The following is a 19,164-nucleotide window of genomic DNA, read 5'->3' on the forward strand; positions in this document are numbered from 1 at the left end:
GGTCAGACGGTTCTCTTGCCGGAGCCGGCGTCGAACCAGTGCAGGCTTTCCTGCGGCGCCGAGATGTGGACCGTGTCGCCCGCGGTCGGCGGATGGTCGGCCGCGTCGGTGCGCATGATGATCTGCTCTTCGCCGATGCGGCCGTAGACCAGGCGCTCGGCGCCCAGCAGCTCGACGTGCTCGACCTGCACGGTCCAGCCGGTCTGGTCCAGCTTCAGGTGCTCGGGGCGCACGCCGAGGATCTGGCCCGGGCGCACGCCCGGCGCGTGCTTGAGCAGGTTCATCGGCGGCGAGCCGATGAAGCTGGCGACGAAGGTGGTCGCGGGGCGGTTGTAGACCTCTTCGGGCGTGCCGAACTGGTCCATCACGCCGCCGTTCATCACGATGATGCGCTGGGCCAGGGTCATGGCCTCGACCTGGTCGTGGGTCACGAACAGCGAGGTGATGCCCAGCTCGCGGTGCAGCTTCTGGATCTCGATGCGGGTCTGGGCGCGCAGCTTGGCGTCCAGGTTCGACAGCGGCTCGTCGAACAGGAAGACCTGCGGCTGGCGCACGATCGCGCGGCCCATGGCCACGCGCTGGCGCTGGCCGCCCGACAGCTCGCGCGGCTTGCGCTCGAGCAGATGGCCCAACTCGAGGATCTTCGCGGCCTTGTCGACGCGGGTCTTGATCTCGGGCACCGGCACCTTGGCGATCTTCAGGCCATAGGCCATGTTGTCGAACACCGTCATGTGCGGGTAGAGCGCGTAGTTCTGGAACACCATCGCGATGTCGCGTTCGGACGGTTCGAGGTTGTTCACCACGCGCCCGCCGATGGCGATCTCGCCGGCCGAGACCTCTTCCAGGCCGGCGACCATGCGCAGCAGCGTGGACTTGCCGCAGCCCGAAGGCCCGACGATCACGATGAATTCATGGTCGGCGATCTCGGCGCTCACGCCGTGGATGACCTGGTTGGCCTTGGGGCCCACGCCGTAGCGCTTGATGACGTTGCGAAGGGAAAGTGCAGCCATGTTCTTCTCGATCTCTGCCTCGACGACGAGGCGCTATTTCTTTTTCCAGGAACACCGCGGATCTGGCTTTGCCAGGCCGCTGGTGTTGCCCCCTTGAGGGGGAGGCGGGCTACACGAAGTGAGCCCGCATCGGGGGGGGTCACTTCTCTGTGTCGACCAGACCCTTGACGAACCACTTCTGCATCAGCACCACGACCAGCGCGGGCGGCAGCATCGCGAGGATGGCGGTGGCCATCACCACGTTCCACTCGTTCTGGCCGTCGCCGCCGGCGATCATCCGCTTGATGCCCACCACCACCGGGTACATGTCCTCGCTGGTGGTCGCGAGCAGCGGCCACAGGTACTGGTTCCAGCCGTAGATGAACTGGATCACGAACAGCGCCGCGATCGAGGTCTTCGACAGGGGCAGCAGCACGTCGAAGAAGAAGCGCATCGGGCCCGCGCCGTCCATGCGCGAGGCCTCGGTCAGCTCCTCCGGCACCGTCAGGAAGAACTGGCGGAACAGGAAGGTGGCCGTGGCCGACGCGATCAGCGGCACGGTGAGGCCCGCATAGGTGTTGAGCATGTTCAGGTCGGCCAGCACCTTGTAGGTGGGCAGGATCCGCACCTCCACCGGCAGCATCAGCGTCACGAAGATGGCCCAGAAGCAGATCTTCTTGAACGGGAAGCGGAAGTAGACGATCGCGAAGGCCGACAGCAGCGAGATCGCGATCTTGCCGACCGAGATCACCATCGCAGTGACGAAGCTGACCCACATCATGTGGGCCACCGGCGCGTTGGAGCCGGCGCTGGTCTCGCGGCCGAACAGCGCGGCCTTGTAGCTGTCCCACATGTGGCCGCCGGGCAGCAGCGGCATCGGCGCCTGCACGATCTCCTGCGCCGTGTGGGTGGAGGCCACGAAGGCCAGGTAGAGCGGGAAGGCGACGATCAGCACGCCGAGCACCATGACGACGTGCGCCAGGATCCCGTGGGTTCCGCGTTTTTCGACCATATCAGTATTGAACCTTTTTCTCGACGTAGCGGAATTGCACGACCGTGAGCGCCACGACGATGAGCATCAGCACCACCGACTGGGCCGCCGAACCGCCGAGGTCCATGGCCTTGAAGCCGTCGTAATAGACCTTGTAGACCAGGATCGCGGTGTCCTTGCCCGGGCCGCCCTGGGTGGCCGCATCGACGATCGCGAAGGTGTCGAAGAAGGCGTAGACCACATTGATCACCAGCAGGAAGAAGGTGGTGGGCGACAGCAGCGGGAACTGCACGGTCCAGAAGCGGCGCCACGGGCGCGCGCCGTCGATGGCGGCGGCCTCGATCAGCGACTTCGGGATCGACTGCAGGCCGGCCAGGAAGAACAGGAAGTTGTAGGAGATCTGCTTCCAGACCGAGGCCATGACGATCAGCGTCATGGCGTGGCCGGAATCGAGCAGGTGGTTCCAGTCGATGCCGATCTTGCCCAGCGCATAGGCCACCACGCCCAGCGAGGGCGAGAACATGAACACCCACAGCACGGCCGCGACCGCGGGGGCCACGGCGTAGGGCAGGATCAGCATGGTCTTGTAGAAGGTGCCGCCGCGCACCACGCGGTCGGCGAACACCGCCAGCATCAGCGACAGGCTGATGCCGATGCTGGCGACCAGCACCGAGAACAGCGCGGTGGTCTTGAAGGACTCGACGTAGCTCGGGTCGTTGAACAGCTGCCTGAAGTTGTCGAAGCCGACGAACTCGATGGACGTGCCGAAGGGGTCCTGCTGCTGCAGCGATTGCAGCAAGGCCTGCGCCGCAGGCCAGAAGAAGAACACCAGGATCACCGCCATTTGGGGTGTCAGAAGCAGCCACGGCAACCAGCCGGAGCGAAAGAAAACGCGTTTTTCCATAGGGACCCTGGATAAAAGAAAACCCGCCGGGCTCGAAAGCGCGGCGGGCAGAGTCTACTGTGGCGCAAGCCCCCCTCTCACCGGAAGGAACCCTTCCCGCTCGGCGGGGAGGGCAGGGTGGGGTGCGAGGGGGCGGCGAATGCCTGGAAGGCGTCAGCCCTTGTTGGCTTTCTGGAAGCGCTCGAGCTGCTCGTTGCCGCGCTTGACGATCGAGTCCAGGGCCTCCTTGGCCGTCTTCTTGCCGTTCCAGACCTGTTCGAGTTCTTCGTCCTCGATGGCGCGGATCTGCACATAGTTGCCCAGGCGGATGCCGCGGCTCTTGTCGGTCACCTTGCGGATCATCTGCGTCACAGCGACGTCGGTGCCCGGGTTCTGCTTGTAGAAGCCCGATTCCTCGGTCAGCTTGTACGAGGCGGTGGTGACGGGCAGGTAACCGGTGCGCTTGTGGCTGGCGGACTGCACTTCAGGCGTCGAGATGAAGCTGAAGAACTTGGCCACGCCCTTGTACTCCTCGGCCTTCTTGCCCGACATGACCCACAGGCTGGCGCCGCCGATCACGGTGTTCTGCGGTGCGCCCGCCACGTCCGGGTAGTAGGGCAGCGGAGCCAGGCCGTAGGCGAACTTGGCGTTCTTGGCCACGTTGCCGTAGAAGCCCGAGGAGGTGTTGATCATCGCGCACTCGCCCGACACGAACGAGGCCTCGGGCACGTTGCCGCGGCCCTTGTAGACGAACAGGCCCTGCTTGGCCATGTTGGCCAGGTTCTCGATGTGGCGCACATGCAGCGGCGAATCGACCTTCAGGCGGGCGTCCAGGCCCTGCAGGCCGTTGGCCTTGGAGGCGAACTCGACGTTGTGCCAGGCCGAGAAGCTCTCGACCTGGGTCCAGTTCTGCCAGGCGGTGGTGAACGGGCACTTGTGGCCGCTGGCCTTGAGCTTGGCGGCCGCGGCCACCACTTCGGGCCAGGTCGCGGGCGCCTTGTCGGTGGGCAGGCCGGCCGCCTTGAAGGCGTCCTTGTTGAAATAGAAGATGGTGGTCGAGCTGTTGAAGGGGAAGCTCAGCATCTGGCCGTTGGGGGCCGTGTAGTAGCCGGCCACGGCGGGGATGTAGGCGGCCGGGTCGAACTTCTCGCCCGCGTCCTTCATGACCTTGCCCACCGGGATGACCGCGCCCTTGCTGGCCTGCATGGTGGCGGTGCCCACCTCGAACACCTGCAGGATGTGCGGCGCGTTGCCGGCGCGGAAGGCGGCGATCGATGCGGTCATCGATTCGTCGTACGTGCCCTTGAAGGTCGGCACGATCTTGTATTCCTTCTGGCTTTCGTTGAACTGCTTGGCGAGGTCGTTGACCCACTCGTTGTTGACCGCGGTCATCGAGTGCCACCACTGGATCTCGGTCTGCGCTTGCGCCGTGTTGAACAGTGTTGCCGCGAGCGCCGAGGCCAAGGCGAGCGTTTTGAATCGCATGAAGACTCCTGATGGGATTTTGAAAGCAGAAAGAAGCGCGAATGGTAGACCGTGCTTGATCGTAGGCCGTGCCTGTGACACAACCGCGTCATGTTTGTCGCACGGGGGTGTCGGCCGCGCCAAGCGGGGAAACCCTTTTGGCACCCGGGCCGGGGGCCGCCGGACGCTCTGCTGCGCTGCACCATGCTAGCATCGTCGTCCTCCTTTTCAGCGCTGTCTTGCGAGCGGATCGCAGGGCTTTCGCGACCTCTCATGAGCAAGACCTCCCTCGACAAAAGCAAGATCAAGTTCCTTCTGCTCGAAGGTGTGCATCCCTCGGCGATCGAGGTTCTCAAGGCCGCCGGCTACTCGCAGATCGAGACCCTGCCCAAGGCGCTGCAGGGCGAGGAACTCAAGGCCAAGCTGGCCGACGTCCATTTCCTCGGCATCCGTTCGCAGAGCAAGCTCACGGCCGACGTGCTGTCGGCGGCGCCCAAGCTGGTCGCGGTCGGCTGCTTCTGCATCGGCACCAACCAGGTCGACCTCAATGCGGCGCGCGAGCGTGGCGTGGCGGTGTTCAACGCGCCGTATTCCAACACCCGCTCGGTGGCCGAGCTGGTGCTGGCCGAAGCCATCCTGCTGCTGCGCGGCATTCCCGCCAAGAACGCGCTGGTGCACCGCGGCGGCTGGATGAAGTCGGCCGCCCAGTCGCACGAGATCCGCGGCAAGACGCTGGGCATCGTGGGCTATGGCTCGATCGGCACCCAGCTGTCGGTGCTGGCCGAGGGGCTGGGCATGCACGTGGCCTTCTACGACGTGGTGAGCAAGCTGCCGCTGGGCAACGCGCGCCAGGTGCCCAAGCTGCACGACCTGCTGGCCCAGAGCGACATCGTCAGCCTGCACGTGCCCGAGCTGCCGTCCACCAAATGGATGATCGGCCCGGCCGAGATCGCGGCCATGAAGCCGGGCGGCATCCTGATCAATGCGGCGCGCGGCACGGTGGTCGACATCGACGCGCTGGCCGAAGGCATCAAGGGCGGCAAGCTCTGGGGCGCGGCGATCGACGTGTTCCCGGTCGAGCCGGGCAGCAACAACGAGGAGTTCCAGTCGCCGCTGCGCGGCCTGGACAACGTGATCCTCACGCCGCACATCGGCGGCTCGACGATGGAGGCGCAGGCCAACATCGGCGGCGAGGTGGCCGAGAAGCTGGTCAAGTACAGCGACAACGGCACCTCGATCTCCTCGGTCAACTTCCCCGAGGTGGCGTTGCCCGCGCACCCGGGCAAGCACCGGCTGCTGCACATCCACCACAACGTGCCGGGCGTGCTGTCGGAGATCAACAGGATCTTCTCGGACAACCAGATCAACATCGCTTCCCAGTACCTGCAGACCAACGAGAAGGTCGGCTACGTGGTGACCGACATCGATGCGGCCTCGTCCGACCTGGCGCTCGAGAAGCTCGCGCAGGTGCCCGGCACCATCCGCAGCCGGGTCCTTTTCTGAGCCCTCAGCGCCGGCTTCGGCGCTGACTTAAAATCTCGGGCCCGGTTCAAGGGCGCGCAGCGTCCTGCCGAGGTGCTCCCCGATGAACGCTCCGATCGCGCTGACTGCGTTGTTGACGCAGGCCGCAGAGCCTGCCCGACTGCGCGAGATTCCGTACAACTACACCAGCTTCTCCGACCGGGAGATCGTGATCCGCCTGCTGGGCGAACGCGGCTGGACGCTGCTGCAGTCGCTGCGCGACGAACGCCGCACCGGCCGCTCGGCCCGCATGCTCTACGAGGTGCTGGGCGACATCTGGGTGGTGCAGCGCAACCCCTACCTGGTCGACGACCTGCTGGACAACCCGCGCCGCCGCGGCCAGCTGGTCGACGCGCTCAAGCACCGGCTGGGCGAGGTGGCCAAGCGCCGCACCCCCGACGTCGACGCCCAGCGCGACCTGCTGGTCGGTGAGCTGACGGCCCTGGTGGCGCAGGCCATCGCCGCCTTCGACACCATGTTCCGCGACGTGGCCGCGCTGCGCCGCAAGGCCACGCGCGCCTTCGGCCGGCTCACCGCCAAGGACAACATCAAGTTCGACGGCCTGTCGCGCGTGTCGCACGTCACCGACGCCACCGACTGGCGCGTGGAGTACCCCTTCGTGGTGCTGTGCCCCGACACCGAGGCCGAGATGGCGCTGCTGGTCAAGGGCTGCATCGAGCTGGGCCTGACCATCATCCCGCGCGGCGGCGGCACCGGCTACACCGGCGGCGCGATCCCGCTGACCTGGAACAGCGCGGTCATCAACACCGAGAAGCTCGAGGCCATGACCGAGGTCGAGTTCATGGCGCTGCCGGGCCTGGAGGCGCCCGTGCCCACGGTCTGGACCGAGGCCGGCGTGGTCACCCAGCGCGTGGCCGACGCGGCCGAGCGCGCGGGCTACGTGTTCGCGGTCGACCCGACCTCGGCCGAAGCCTCCTGCGTGGGCGGCAACGTCGCGATGAACGCGGGCGGCAAGAAGGCCGTGCTGTGGGGCACGGCGCTGGACAACCTGGCCTCCTGGCGCATGGTGACGCCGCAGGCCGAATGGCTCGAGGTCACGCGCATCGGCCACAACCTGGGCAAGATCCACGACGCCGAGCGCGCCGTGTTCGAGCTGCAGTACTTCGCGGCCGACGGCAAGACCAGGCTGCGCACCGAAACCCTCGACATCCCGGGCAAGACCTTCCGCAAGGAGGGCCTGGGCAAGGACGTGACCGACAAGTTCCTCTCGGGCCTGCCGGGCATCCAGAAGGAGGGCTGCGACGGCCTGATCACCAGCTGCCGCTGGGTGGTGCACAAGATGCCCGCGCACACCCGCACCGTGTGTCTGGAGTTCTTCGGCAACGCCAAGGACGCGGTGCCCAGCATCGTCGAGATCAAGGACTTCATGTTCGCCGAGCAGAAGCGCTCGGGCGTGCTGCTCGCGGGCCTGGAGCACCTGGACGACCGCTACCTCAAGGCCGTGGGCTACGCCACCAAGTCGAAGAAGCACGGCGGCCTGCCGAAGATGGTGCTGTTCGGCGACATCGCGGGCGACGACGCCGATGCGGTGGCGCGCGTCACCTCCGAAGTGGTGCGTATCGCGAATTCGCGCAGCGGCGAGGGCTTCATCGCCATCAGCCCGGAGGCGCGCAAGAAGTTCTGGCTCGACCGCAAGCGCACGGCCGCGATCAGCAAGCACACCAACGCCTTCAAGATCAACGAGGACGTGGTGATCCCGCTGCCGCGCATGGCCGAATACACCGACGGCATCGAGCGCATCAACATCGAGCTCTCGCTGCAGAACAAGCTGGCCTTCGCCGACGCGCTCGAGGCCTTCTTCCTGCGCGGCAACCTGCCGCTGGGCAAGAGCGACGACGCCAACGACATTCCCTCGGCCGAGCTGCTCGAAGACCGCGTGGCGCAGGCCGTGACCCTGGTGCAGGAAGTGCGCGCGCTGTGGGCCGGCTGGCTGCAGGACGTCGACGCGCTGTTCCCGCGCCTGCAGGACCACACGCTGCGCGCGAGCTGGAAGACCCAGATCCGCCAGCCGCTGCAGGCCATCTTCAGCGGCGCCGAGTTCGCGCCGATCCTGGCCGAGTGCGCGGCCATCCACCAGCGCGTGCTCAAGGGCCGCGTGTGGGTCGCGCTGCACATGCACGCGGGCGACGGCAACGTCCACACCAACCTGCCGGTCAACAGCGACAACTACGAGATGCTGCAGACCGCCCATGCGGCGGTGGTGCGCATCATGGCGCTGGCGCGCAGCCTCGACGGCGTGATCTCGGGCGAGCACGGCATCGGCATCACCAAGCTCGAGTTCCTGAGCGACGCCGAGCTGCAGCCCTTCACCGACTACAAGCAGCGGGTCGACCCCGAAGGCCGCTTCAACAAGGGCAAGCTGCTGCGCGGCGATTCGCCGGCCGCGCACGGGCTGCAGGCCGACCTCACCAACGCCTACACGCCCAGCTTCGGCCTGATGGGCCATGAGTCGCTGATCATGCAGCAGAGCGACATCGGCGCCATCGCCGATTCGGTCAAGGACTGCCTGCGCTGCGGCAAGTGCAAGCCGGTCTGCGCCACCCACGTGCCGCGCGCCAACCTGCTCTACAGCCCGCGCAACAAGATCCTCGCCACCTCGCTGCTGGTCGAGGCCTTCCTCTACGAGGAGCAGACCCGGCGCGGCGTGAGCATCAAGCACTGGCAGGAGTTCGAGGACGTGGCCGACCACTGCACGGTCTGCCACAAGTGCCTCACGCCCTGCCCGGTGAAGATCGACTTCGGCGACGTCTCGATGCACATGCGCAACCTGCTGCGCAAGATGGGCCAGAAGAGCTTCCGGCCCGGCAACGCGGCGGCCATGCTGTTCCTCAACGCGACCAGCCCGCAGACCATCAAGGCCATGCGCATGGGCATGGTGGGCATCGGCTTCAAGGCGCAGCGCCTGGCCAACGACCTGCTGCGCCGCGTGGCGCGCAAGCAGACGGCCGCGCCGCCGGCCACGCTGGGGCCGGCGCCGATCAAGGAGCAGGTGATCCACTTCATCAACAAGAAGATGCCGGGCGGCCTGCCCAAGCAGACGGCGCGCGCGCTGCTGGACATCGAGGATGCCGACTACGTGCCGATCATCCGCAACCCCAAGGCCACGACCTCGGAGACCGAGGCGGTGTTCTACTTCCCGGGCTGCGGCTCGGAGCGGCTGTTCTCGCAGGTGGGCCTGGCGACGCAGGCCATGCTCTGGCATGCGGGCGTGCAGACGGTGCTGCCGCCGGGCTACCTGTGCTGCGGCTATCCGCAACGCGGCAGCGGCCAGTTCGACAAGGCCGAGAAGATGATCACCGACAACCGGGTGCTCTTCCACCGCGTGGCCAACACGCTCAACTACCTCGACATCAAGACCGTGGTGGTGAGCTGCGGCACCTGCTACGACCAGCTGCAGGGCTACCAGTTCGACAAGATCTTCCCGGGCTGCCGGATCATCGACATCCACGAGTACCTGCTCGAGAAGGGCATCACCCTGGGCGATGCGGGTGGCGGCGGCTACCTGTACCACGACCCCTGCCACAGCCCGATGAAGCTGCAGGACCCGATGAAGACCGTCAAGGCGCTGGTGGGCGACAACGTGCTCAAGAACGACCGCTGCTGCGGCGAGTCGGGCACGCTGGGCGTGACCCGGCCCGACATCTCGACCCAGATCCGCTTCCGCAAGGAAGAGGAGCTCAAGAAGGGCGAGGCCGCGCTGCGCGACAGCGGCAAGGTCGCGGCCCAGGGCAACGTGAAGATCCTCACCAGCTGCCCCAGCTGCCTGCAGGGCCTCTCGCGCTACGGCAACGACCTGAACAACGGGCTGCTCGAGGCCGACTACATCGTGGTGGAAATGGCCAACCAGATCCTGGGCGAGCAGTGGCTGCCCGAATACGTGGCGGCCGCGAACAGCGGCGGCATCGAACGGGTGCTGGTGTGAGCGCCCGACGCGACGACTGCGTGCTCTGCGAAACCTCGGGCGGCCGGCTGGTCTTCGAGGCGCCGCAGTTCCGCGTGATCCATGCCGAGGAGGCGGGCTTTCCCGCCTTCTACCGCGTGATCTGGCAATCGCATGCCGCGGAGTTCTCCGACCTGTCGAGCGCCGAACGGGCCGTCTGCATGGAGGCGGTGGCGATCGTCGAGCAGTGCCTGCGCGCGCATGTGTCGCCGGCCAAGATCAACCTGGCGGCGCTCGGCAACATGGTTGCGCACCTGCACTGGCACGTGATCGCGCGCTTCGACTGGGACACGCGCTTCCCGGCGCCCGTCTGGGCGACGGCGCAGCGAGACCGCGACGCCGGCAGGGAGGCGGGCGTCGCGGCGGCGCTGCCCGCGGCCGAGGCTGCGATGATCGCGGCACTCAGCGAAAGGACATCCTGATGGCAGGTCTGCACGCCGGCGCTCCGACGCCGCAATCGATCACGGTGCACCACAAATCGAAGGTGCTCGAGGTCGGCTTCTCCGACGGCGCGAGCTTTCGCATCCCCTTCGAGCTGATGCGCATCTACTCGCCCTCGGCCGAGGTGCAGGGCCACGGCCCGGGCGAGGAGGTGCTGCAGACCGGCAAGCGCGAGGTCGGCCTGCTCGAACTCGAGCCGGTGGGCAACTACGCGGTCAAGCCGGTGTTCACCGACGGCCACGAGAGCGGCATCTTCAGCTGGACCCTGCTCTACGAACTGGGCCAGAAGCAGGAGGCGCTGTGGGCCGAGTACGAGCGTCGCCTGGCCGCCGCCGGCGTCGACCGCGACGCCCCGATGGCGCCCAAGGGCGGCCACGGCTGCAGCAGCCACTGAGCCCTTCCGGGGCAATGTCCGCCGTCGCTGCGGGGTCGTCCACTTGATGGCAGGCGCTTCCGCCCTAACATCGGGTGCATGAGCACCACCCACTTCGGTTTTGAGAACGTCGACGAAAGCGACAAGGCGCGCCGTGTGCGCGGCGTGTTCGACTCGGTCGCCACCCGCTACGACATCATGAACGACCTGATGTCGGTGGGCCTGCATCGCGCCTGGAAGGCCTACACCGTGATGGTGGCCAACGTGGGCGAAGGCTCGCGCGTGCTCGACATCGCGGGCGGCACCGGCGACCTGGCGCTGGCTTTCGCCAAGAAGGTCGGCGCTTCGGGCCAGGTGGTGCACACCGACATCAACGAGGCCATGCTGAGCACCGGCCGCGACCGCCTGCTCGATGCCGGCGTGGTGCTGCCCACCATGGTCTGCGACGCCGAGAAGCTGCCCTTCGCCGACGGCCACTTCGACGTCGTGACCGTGGCCTTCGGCCTGCGCAACATGACCCACAAGGACATCGCCCTCAAGGAGATGAACCGCGTGCTCAAGCCCGGCGGCAAGTTGCTGGTGCTGGAGTTCTCGCGCGTCGCCAAGCCGCTGCAGAAAGCCTACGACTGGTACTCCTTCAAGGTGCTGCCGCGGCTGGGCAAGGTGGTGGCCGGCGACGACGCCAGCTACCGCTACCTGGCCGAATCGATCCGGATGCATCCGGCGCAGGAAGAGCTCAAGACCCTCATGAAAGAGGGCGGTTTCGGGCATGTGGACTATCACAACATGACGGGGGGCGTGGCCGCCCTGCATGTTGGAATCAAGTGTTGAATTGACGATTGCATTGCCGTTTCTGGCGATCAGAGGAGACTTCATGATGAAAAAACTGGGTACTGTTTTGCTGGTGTGCGCCATGACCTTGGGTGGCATGCAGGCCGAAGCCGCGCGCATGGGCGGCGGCAAGTCCTTCGGCCGTCAGTCGGGCAACGTGACGCAACGCCAGGCGACCCCGCCGGCCAACGCGCCGGGCGCACCGGCACAGAACGCCACCAACGCGGCACCGGCCAAGCCGGCCGGCGCGGCCCCGGCGGCCGCGGCCGCGCCCAAGCGTCCGTGGGGCGCGATGCTCGGCGGCCTGGCCGCGGGCCTGGGCCTGGCCTGGCTGGCGAATTCGCTGGGCCTGGGCGCGGCCTTCGGCAACATGCTGCTGATCGGTCTGCTGGTGCTGGCGGCGGTGGTGGTCTGGCGCATCTTCGCGGCCCGTTCGCGGCCCCAGAACGGCGCGGGCCAGGGCGGCTTCGCGTTCCAGGGCGCTGGCGGCCCGGGCAACCCGGCGGCCCCCGCGCAGTACAACCCCGGCAATGTCGGCAACGACGCGTCGGCCCGTCCTTGGGAGCGCCAGAACGCCGCCTCCTTCGACGCCAGCCCGGCCACGGCCAGCGGCTCGTCGATGGCCGGTGCGGCCGGCGCCGGCGGTGCCAGCATGATCGGTTCGGCACTCGAGGGCGGCCAGTCCTGGGGCATTCCCGCCGGCTTCGATGTCGACGGTTTCCTCGGCGCGGCCAAGCGCAACTTCGTGACCCTGCAGGACGCCTGGGACCGCAACGACATCCAGTCGCTGCGTTCGATGATGACCGACAGCATGGTCGGCGAGATCCAGGCCCAGTTGGCCGAGCGTGAAGCGCACATCGGCAGCCAGCCCAACAAGACCGAAGTCGTGATGCTCGACGCCAAGCTGCTGGGCATCGAGGAAGCGCCCGACGTCTACCTCGCGAGCGTCGAGTTCTCCGGCATGATCCGCGAGGATGCGTCGGCCGGCCCGAGCCCGTTCCGCGAGGTGTGGAACATGACCAAGCCCACCGACGGCCGCGGCGGCTGGCTGGTGGCGGGCGTGCAGGCCCTCCAATGACCCGATAGATAGGCGCGATCTGTCGCACCGCAGGCCCCGATCCAGGGGCTGGGTCGGGAATAATGGGGACATGGCCACACCATCGTCCCCATTCGCATTTCTGAATGACCTCGTCAGCCGCATCGGCACCCGGCTGCAGCCGCCGCCGTGGGCCGTGCACGAGATCCAGCACCGCGCGGTGCTCTTCCTCAACCATGTGCTGCAGCAGGAGCCCGAGGCCCAGCAGCGCCTGGTGCGGCAGAAGGGGCGGGTGGTGCAGTTCGAGTGGAGCTTCGTCACGATGCGGCTGATCGCCACGCCGGCCGGCCTGCTCGACCTGGCGCCCGAAGGCGCGGTGCCCGAGCTCACGCTCACCGTGACCGACACTTCGCCCTTCGACCTGGCCCGCGCCACCTTGCGCGGCGACAAGCCCGCGGTGCGCATCGTCGGCGACGTGCAACTCGCGGCCGAGGTGAACTGGCTGGTCGACCATGTGCGCTGGGACGTCGAGGACGACCTCGCCCGCGTGATCGGCGACGTGCCGGCCCACACGCTGGGCAATGCGGCGCGGCGCGTGGTGGGCGCGCTGCGGCAGTTCGTCGGCGACCGCACGCGCAAACCGGGCATCGGCGGCACGGGCGCCGAATGACGCGTTTCTATCGCGGCCTCTTCATCGTCTGGGTCGCGCTGCGCTACGGCCTCGACGAGCTCGTGCTCACGAGCTTCCAGAAGCCCTGGCTTCGCATCGTCGCGCGCGTCGTTTCCATCGGCCGCAACCTCGATGCGCCGCGCGGTCAGCGGCTGCGCGAGGCGCTCGAGCGGCTGGGCCCGATCTTCGTCAAGTTCGGCCAGGTGCTGTCGACCCGGCGCGACCTGCTGCCGCCCGACATCGCCGACGAGCTGGCCTTCCTGCAGGACCGCGTGCCGCCGTTCCCGTCGTCGGTGGCCATCGCCACCATCGAGCGCGCCTTTCGCCGCCCGGTGGGCGAAGTCTTCGTGCAGTTCGACGAGACGCCGGTGGCCAGCGCCTCGATCGCGCAGGTCCATTTCGCGACCGTGCGCGACGCCAAGGGCGCGCTGCGCGACGTGGCGGTCAAGGTGCTGCGCCCGGGCATGCGCACGGTCATGGAGAAGGACCTGGCGCTGATGGCCATGATGGCGCGCTGGGTCGAGAACCTGTCGGCCGACGGCAAGCGGCTCAAGCCGCGCGAGGTGATCGCCGAGTTCGACAAGTACCTGCACGACGAGCTCGACCTGGTGCGCGAGGCCGCCAACGCCGCGCAGCTGCGGCGCAACATGGAGAAGCTCGAACTGGTGCTGATCCCCGAGATGCTCTGGGACTACTGCCACCCGGAAGTGATCGTGATGGAGCGCATGAACGGCGTGCCCATCGCGCAGCTCGAGCGCCTGCGCGCGGCCGGCGTCGACATCCCCAAGCTGGCGCGCGACGGCGTCACCATCTTCTTCACCCAGGTGTTCCGCGACGGCTTCTTCCACGCCGACATGCACCCGGGCAACATCATGGTGAGCCTGCAGCCGCAGACCTTCGGGCGCTACATCTCGCTCGATTTCGGCATCGTGGGCACGCTCACCGAGTCCGACAAGGAATACCTGGCGCAGAACTTCGTGGCCTTCTTCCGGCGCGACTACAAGCGCGTGGCCGAGCTGCACCTGGAAAGCGGCTGGGTGCCCGAGGGCACGCGCATCGACGAGCTGGAGGCCGCGATCCGCACCGTCTGCGAACCCTACTTCGACCGGCCGCTCAAGGAGATCTCGCTGGGCATGGTGCTGATGCGCCTGTTCCAGACCTCGCGCCGCTTCCACGTCGAGATCCAGCCCCAGCTGGTGCTGCTGCAGAAGACGCTGCTCAACATCGAGGGCCTGGGCCGCCAGCTCGACCCCGAACTCGACCTCTGGGCCACGGCCAAGCCCTTCCTCGAGAAGTGGATGATCGACCAGATCGGCCCCAAGCGCCTGTTCGCGCAGCTCAAGGCCGAGGCCCCACGCTACGCCAAGCTGCTGCCCCAGCTGCCGCGCCTGCTGCACGAGTTCCTGGAGAACAGGCCGGCCGACCACCGTCGGGAACTGCTGGAGCTGCTGGCGGCGCAGAAGCGCACCAACCGGCTGCTGCAGACCGTGATCGCGACCGGCCTGGGCTTCGTGCTGGGCCTGGTCGTGATGCAGATCGTGGTGCGCGTCCAGGTCTTCTGACTGGCACGGCCCTTGCGCGGCCTCCAGGAGCCGCATTGAATTGAGAGAAGAAGAGGAGAAATCGTCGTGTTGTTGACCCTGGTCGCCGTCTACCTGTTGCTCACGATCGCCATCGGGCTCTATGCGGCCCGGCGGGTCAAGAACACCACCGACTTCGCGATTGCCGGGCGGCACCTGCCGCTCTTCATGATCGTGACCACCACCTTCGCGACCTGGTTCGGGTCGGAGACGGTGCTGGGCATTCCGGCCAAGTTCATCGAGGGCGGGCTGAACGGCGTGATCGAGGACCCCTTCGGCGCCGGCACCTGCCTGATCCTGGTGGGCCTGTTCTTCGCCGGCAAGCTCTACCGCATGACGCTGCTGACCATCAGCGACTACTACCGCGAGCGCTACGGCCGGGTGATCGAGGTCGCGTGCTCGCTGATCATCATGCTGAGCTACCTGGGCTGGGTCTCGGCCCAGGTCACGGCGCTGGGCCTGGTCTTCAACGTGCTCTCGGGTGGCGCCATCGGCGTGTCGCTGGGCATGGTGATCGGCGTGGTGTCGATCCTGGCGTACACGCTGTTCGGCGGCATGTGGTCGGTGGCCGTCACCGACTTCATCCAGATGATCATCCTGGTGCTGGGCCTGGCGGTGATCGCGGTGTTCGCGGGCCAGATGGCCGGCGGCGCGGACAAGGTGGTGAGCTTCGCGGTCAGCAAGGACCTGTTCAAGTTCTGGCCCGAGCCCAACTGGCACGACATGGTGTTCTTCTTCGCCGCGGCCATCACGATGATGCTGGGTTCGATCCCGCAGCAGGACGTGTTCCAGCGCGTGATGTCGGCCAACAGCGTCAAGTCCGCCACCCGCGGCCCGGTGATCGGCGGCCTGGCCTACATCCTGTTCGCCTTCGTCCCGATGTTCCTGGTGGCCAGCGCGCTGCTGATCATGCCGGAGCAGACCGCGGCCCTGCTCAAGGAGGATCCGCAGAAGGTGCTGCCCACGCTGGTGCTGGAGAAGATGCCCTTCGCGATGCAGGTGCTCTTCTTCGGTGCGCTGCTGTCGGCCATCAAGTCGACCGCCTCGGCCACCCTGCTGGCGCCCAGCGTGACCTTCACCGAGAACATCTGGCGCCAGTTCCGCCCGGCCGGCAACGACCGCGAGAACCTGCGCACCATGCGCATCACCACGCTGGTCTTCAGCGCCGCGGTGCTGGCCTATTCGATCCGCATGCAGGGCACGCCGATCTACGAACTGGTCTCGGGCGCCTACCAGGTGCCCCTGGTCGGCGCCTTCGTGCCGCTGGTGTGCGGGCTCTACTGGCAGCGCGCCACCACGCAGGGTGCGGTGGCGGCGGTGCTGCTGGGCATCGGCACCTGGCTGCTGTTCCTGGCGCTGCCCTGGGGCCAGGCCTTCCCGGCGCAGCTGGCCGGCGTGCTGGCGGCCTTCGTGGGCATGGTGGCCGGTTCGCTGGCGCCGCAGTGGGTGTCCAACACCCGCACGCCGCACCGCCCGCTGGTCGAGGGCACGCTCTGAGCGTGGAGGGCGGGGTCGGGCCCGGCCGTATAATTGCGGGCTTTGCGAGCGACAGCTGCGTCGTTCTTTTTCGCCCACTCCCATGCCCATCTACGCCTACAAGTGCAGCGCCTGCGGCTTTGCCAAAGACGCGTTGCAGAAAATGTCCGACGCCCCTCTCACGGTGTGCCCGGCCTGCGGGGCGAGCACCTTCGAGAAGCAGGTGACCGCCGCCGGCTTCCAGCTCAAGGGCTCGGGCTGGTACGTGACCGATTTCCGTGAAGGCGGCGGCAAGAAGGCCGAACCCGCGACCGCGCCGGTCTCGGGCGACGGCGCCAAGTCCGGTGGCGAGTCGTCGTCGGCCGCCCCCGCGGCGAGCCCCGCACCCGCACCCGCCGCATCCCCCGCACCGGCGCCGGCGCCGGCCACCGCCGCCAAGAGCGGCGACTGAACGGGGCCCGCCACTGCCATGCTCGCCCTGCGCAAATGGTTGTTCGCCGGCCTGCTGGTGATCGTTCCGCTGTTCGTCACCCTGGCGGTGCTCAAGTGGATCATCGACACGCTCGACCAGACCCTCTGGCTGCTGCCCGAGGACTGGCAGAGCTGGCTCACGATGCACAAGATCCGCGGCTTGGGCGTGCTGTTCACGCTGGCGATCCTGCTGGTGGTGGGCGCGGTGGCGAGCAACTTCATCGGCAAGCGCCTGCTGGGCTGGGGCGACGCGGTGGTGCGGCGCATCCCGGTCGTGCGCTCGATCTACTCCAGCGTCAAGCAGGTGTCGGACACGCTGTTCTCCGAGAACGGCAACGCCTTTCGCACCGCGGTGCTGGTGCAGTGGCCGCGTGAGGGCGTCTGGACCATCGCGTTCGTGACCGGCACGCCCGGCGCCGACGTGCTGGCGCACCTGGGCGGCGGCGAGTACCTGGGCGTCTACGTGCCGACCACGCCCAACCCCACCGGCGGCTACTTCGTGATGCTCAAGCGCAGCGACTGCATCGAACTCCAGATGAGCGTGGACGAGGCGCTCAAGTACATCGTCTCGATGGGCGTGGTCGTTCCCGGCGGCCCCGCGACCCTCGCAACTTCTTCCTGAATGAACACGCGCCCTCCCGGCGCCGGAATCGACTTATGGCCATGCGTTCTCACTACTGCGGTCTCGTGACCGAAGCCCTGCTGGGCGAAACCGTCACCCTGTGCGGCTGGGTCAACCGCCGCCGCGACCATGGCGGCGTGATCTTCGTCGACGTGCGCGACCGCGAAGGCTACGTGCAGGTGGTCTGCGATCCCGACCGCGCCACCACCTTCGCGGTGGCCGAAGGCCTGCGCAACGAGTTCTGCGTGCAGATCAAGGGCCTGGTGCGCGCGCGCCCCGAAGGCACGACCAACGACAGCCTCAAGAGCGGCAAGATCGAAGTGCTGTGCCACGAGCTCAAGGTGCTCAACCCCTCGGTCACGCCCCCCTTCCTGCTCGACGACGACAACCTGTCGGAGACCACCCGCCTCACGCACCGCGTGCTCGACCTGCGCCGCCCGGCGATGCAGCGCAACATGATGCTGCGCTACAAGGTGACGATGGAGACCCGCAAGTTCCTCGACGCCAACGGCTTCATCGACATCGAGACCCCGATGCTGGGCAAGTCCACGCCCGAAGGCGCGCGCGACTACCTGGTGCCCAGCCGCGTGCACGACGGCAGCTTCTTCGCGCTGCCGCAGTCGCCCCAGCTGTTCAAGCAGCTGCTGATGGTGGCCGGCTACGACCGCTACTACCAGATCGTGAAGTGCTTCCGCGACGAAGACCTGCGCGCCGACCGCCAGCCCGAGTTCACGCAGATCGACATCGAGACCTCCTTCCTCGCCGAGGAAGAAATCCGCGAGATGTTCGAAGGCATGATCCGCAACGTGTTCCGCAACGCCGCGGGCATCGACCTGCCGGTGTTCCCGACCATGACGTACGGCGACGCGATGTTCAAGTACGGCTCGGACAAGCCCGACCTGCGCGTCAAGCTCGAGTTCACCGAACTGACCGAGCTCATGAAGCGCGTCGAGTTCAAGGTGTTCTCGAACGCCGCGACCATGGCCGGCGGCCGTGTGGTGGCCCTGCGCGTGCCCGGCGGCGGCGGCGAGGGCGGCCTGTCGCGCGGTGAAATCGACGCGTACCAGGAATTCGTCAAGATCTACGGCGCCAAGGGCCTGGCCTACATCAAGGTCAACGACGCGGCCGCGGGCCGCGAAGGCCTGCAGAGCCCGATCGTGAAGAACCTCGACGACAGCACGCTGGCCGAGATCATCGCGCGCACCGGCGCCCGCAACGGCGACATCCTGTTCTTCGGCGCCGACAAGGAAAAGATCGTCAACGACGCCATCGGCGCGCTGCGCGTGAAGATCGGCCACAGCGCCTTCGGCAAGAAGAGCGGCCTGTTCGACGACCGCTGGGCACCGCTGTGGGTGGTGGACTTCCCGATGTTCGAGTTCGACGAGGAAGGCCAGCGCTGGTCGGCCGTGCACCATCCGTTCACGGCCCCCAAGGACGGCCATGAAGACCTGATGGACACCGCGCCCGAGAAGTGCATCGCCAAGGCCTACGACATGGTGCTCAACGGCATCGAGATGGGCGGCGGTTCGGTGCGTATCCACCGCGAGGAAGTGCAGAGCAAGGTCTTCCGCGCGCTCAAGATCAGCGCCGAGGACGCACAGCTCAAGTTCGGCTTCCTGCTCGACGCGCTGCAGTACGGCGCGCCCCCGCACGGCGGCATCGCCATCGGCCTGGACCGCCTGGTCATGCTGATGACCGGCGCCGAGTCGATCCGCGACGTGATCGCCTTCCCCAAGACCCAGCGCGCGCAGGACCTGCTGACGCAGGCGCCGAGCCCGGTCGACGAGAAGCAGCTGCGCGAACTGCACATCAAGCTGCGCAACGTGCAGCCCGCGGCGGCCTGACGCTGCGGCCG

16 protein-coding genes are annotated in these 19,164 nt (G+C 67.3%); 12 read left to right on the plus strand and 4 right to left on the minus strand.

What is annotated here, in order from left to right; all coding sequences use genetic code 11:
- Positions 1-2 precede the first annotated feature (2 nt).
- The 4 genes from ugpC to ugpB all read right to left on the minus strand — a co-directional run bounded on the left by ugpC (position 3) and on the right by ugpB (position 4,348).
- Positions 3-1,010 (minus strand): sn-glycerol-3-phosphate ABC transporter ATP-binding protein UgpC, encoded by a 1,008-nt coding sequence (gene ugpC, locus QTI20_RS14070; protein WP_183025039.1) that lies wholly within the window; start codon positions 1,008-1,010, stop codon positions 3-5.
- A 139-nt stretch (positions 1,011-1,149) separates the two neighbouring features.
- Entirely contained in the window at positions 1,150-2,001 is an 852-nt protein-coding gene (gene ugpE / locus QTI20_RS14075; protein ID WP_183025040.1) for a sn-glycerol-3-phosphate ABC transporter permease UgpE, read from the minus strand.
- Between the two features lies 1 nt (position 2,002).
- Positions 2,003-2,884: a sn-glycerol-3-phosphate ABC transporter permease UgpA gene (ugpA, locus tag QTI20_RS14080; protein WP_286551692.1), complete on the minus strand. Its 882-nt coding sequence runs from the start codon at positions 2,882-2,884 to the stop codon at positions 2,003-2,005.
- 153 nt (positions 2,885-3,037) lie between these two features.
- Entirely contained in the window at positions 3,038-4,348 is a 1,311-nt protein-coding gene (gene ugpB, locus QTI20_RS14085) for a sn-glycerol-3-phosphate ABC transporter substrate-binding protein UgpB (RefSeq protein WP_286551693.1), read from the minus strand.
- 252 nt (positions 4,349-4,600) lie between these two features.
- Between ugpB and serA the strand changes: the two genes are divergently transcribed.
- From serA to aspS, 12 genes are all read left to right on the plus strand, one after another.
- On the plus strand, positions 4,601-5,830 hold the full coding sequence (serA, locus tag QTI20_RS14090) for a phosphoglycerate dehydrogenase (protein ID WP_286551694.1): 1,230 nt from the start codon (positions 4,601-4,603) through the stop codon (positions 5,828-5,830).
- Between the two features lie 82 nt (positions 5,831-5,912).
- A complete protein-coding gene (locus QTI20_RS14095; RefSeq protein WP_286551695.1) occupies positions 5,913-9,791 on the plus strand; it encodes a DUF3683 domain-containing protein in 3,879 nt (1,292 codons plus the stop codon).
- The gene (locus QTI20_RS14100; RefSeq protein WP_286551696.1) at positions 9,788-10,231 is read left to right on the plus strand and encodes an HIT family protein; all 444 of its coding nucleotides are present in this window, start codon (positions 9,788-9,790) and stop codon (positions 10,229-10,231) included. Before QTI20_RS14095 ends, QTI20_RS14100 begins: the two co-directional genes overlap by 4 nt.
- Positions 10,231-10,644: a gamma-butyrobetaine hydroxylase family protein gene (locus QTI20_RS14105; protein WP_286551698.1), complete on the plus strand. Its 414-nt coding sequence runs from the start codon at positions 10,231-10,233 to the stop codon at positions 10,642-10,644. The genes QTI20_RS14100 and QTI20_RS14105 overlap by 1 nt, the downstream gene beginning before the upstream one ends.
- Before the next feature lie 78 nt (positions 10,645-10,722).
- Positions 10,723-11,454 (plus strand): bifunctional demethylmenaquinone methyltransferase/2-methoxy-6-polyprenyl-1,4-benzoquinol methylase UbiE, encoded by a 732-nt coding sequence (gene ubiE / locus QTI20_RS14110; RefSeq protein WP_286551700.1) that lies wholly within the window; start codon positions 10,723-10,725, stop codon positions 11,452-11,454.
- Between the two features lie 46 nt (positions 11,455-11,500).
- Positions 11,501-12,532: a Tim44 domain-containing protein gene (locus QTI20_RS14115; protein ID WP_286553408.1), complete on the plus strand. Its 1,032-nt coding sequence runs from the start codon at positions 11,501-11,503 to the stop codon at positions 12,530-12,532.
- Positions 12,533-12,602: 70 nt separating this feature from the next.
- Positions 12,603-13,160 (plus strand): ubiquinone biosynthesis accessory factor UbiJ, encoded by a 558-nt coding sequence (locus tag QTI20_RS14120; protein ID WP_286551702.1) that lies wholly within the window; start codon positions 12,603-12,605, stop codon positions 13,158-13,160.
- Positions 13,157-14,722: a ubiquinone biosynthesis regulatory protein kinase UbiB gene (gene ubiB / locus QTI20_RS14125; RefSeq protein ID WP_286551703.1), complete on the plus strand. Its 1,566-nt coding sequence runs from the start codon at positions 13,157-13,159 to the stop codon at positions 14,720-14,722. The genes QTI20_RS14120 and ubiB overlap by 4 nt, the downstream gene beginning before the upstream one ends.
- Before the next feature lie 66 nt (positions 14,723-14,788).
- Positions 14,789-16,237 carry a high affinity choline transporter 1 gene (locus tag QTI20_RS14130; protein WP_286551705.1) on the plus strand — a complete coding sequence of 483 codons (1,449 nt, stop codon included), beginning with the start codon at positions 14,789-14,791 and terminating at the stop codon, positions 16,235-16,237.
- Positions 16,238-16,319: 82 nt separating this feature from the next.
- Complete coding sequence (locus QTI20_RS14135) at positions 16,320-16,667, plus strand: FmdB family zinc ribbon protein (protein WP_183025051.1); 348 nt, start codon at positions 16,320-16,322, stop codon at positions 16,665-16,667.
- An 18-nt stretch (positions 16,668-16,685) separates the two neighbouring features.
- Positions 16,686-17,309, plus strand: coding sequence for a DUF502 domain-containing protein (locus tag QTI20_RS14140; protein WP_183025052.1), 624 nt, complete (start codon positions 16,686-16,688; stop codon positions 17,307-17,309).
- A gap of 35 nt (positions 17,310-17,344) precedes the next feature.
- Positions 17,345-19,153: an aspartate--tRNA ligase gene (gene aspS / locus QTI20_RS14145; RefSeq protein ID WP_286551709.1), complete on the plus strand. Its 1,809-nt coding sequence runs from the start codon at positions 17,345-17,347 to the stop codon at positions 19,151-19,153.
- The last annotated feature ends 11 nt before the right edge of the window (positions 19,154-19,164 follow it).

Origin of the sequence: Variovorax sp. J2P1-31, assembly GCF_030317215.1 — a bacterium.
Taxonomy (GTDB): Bacteria; Pseudomonadota; Gammaproteobacteria; order Burkholderiales; family Burkholderiaceae_C; genus Variovorax.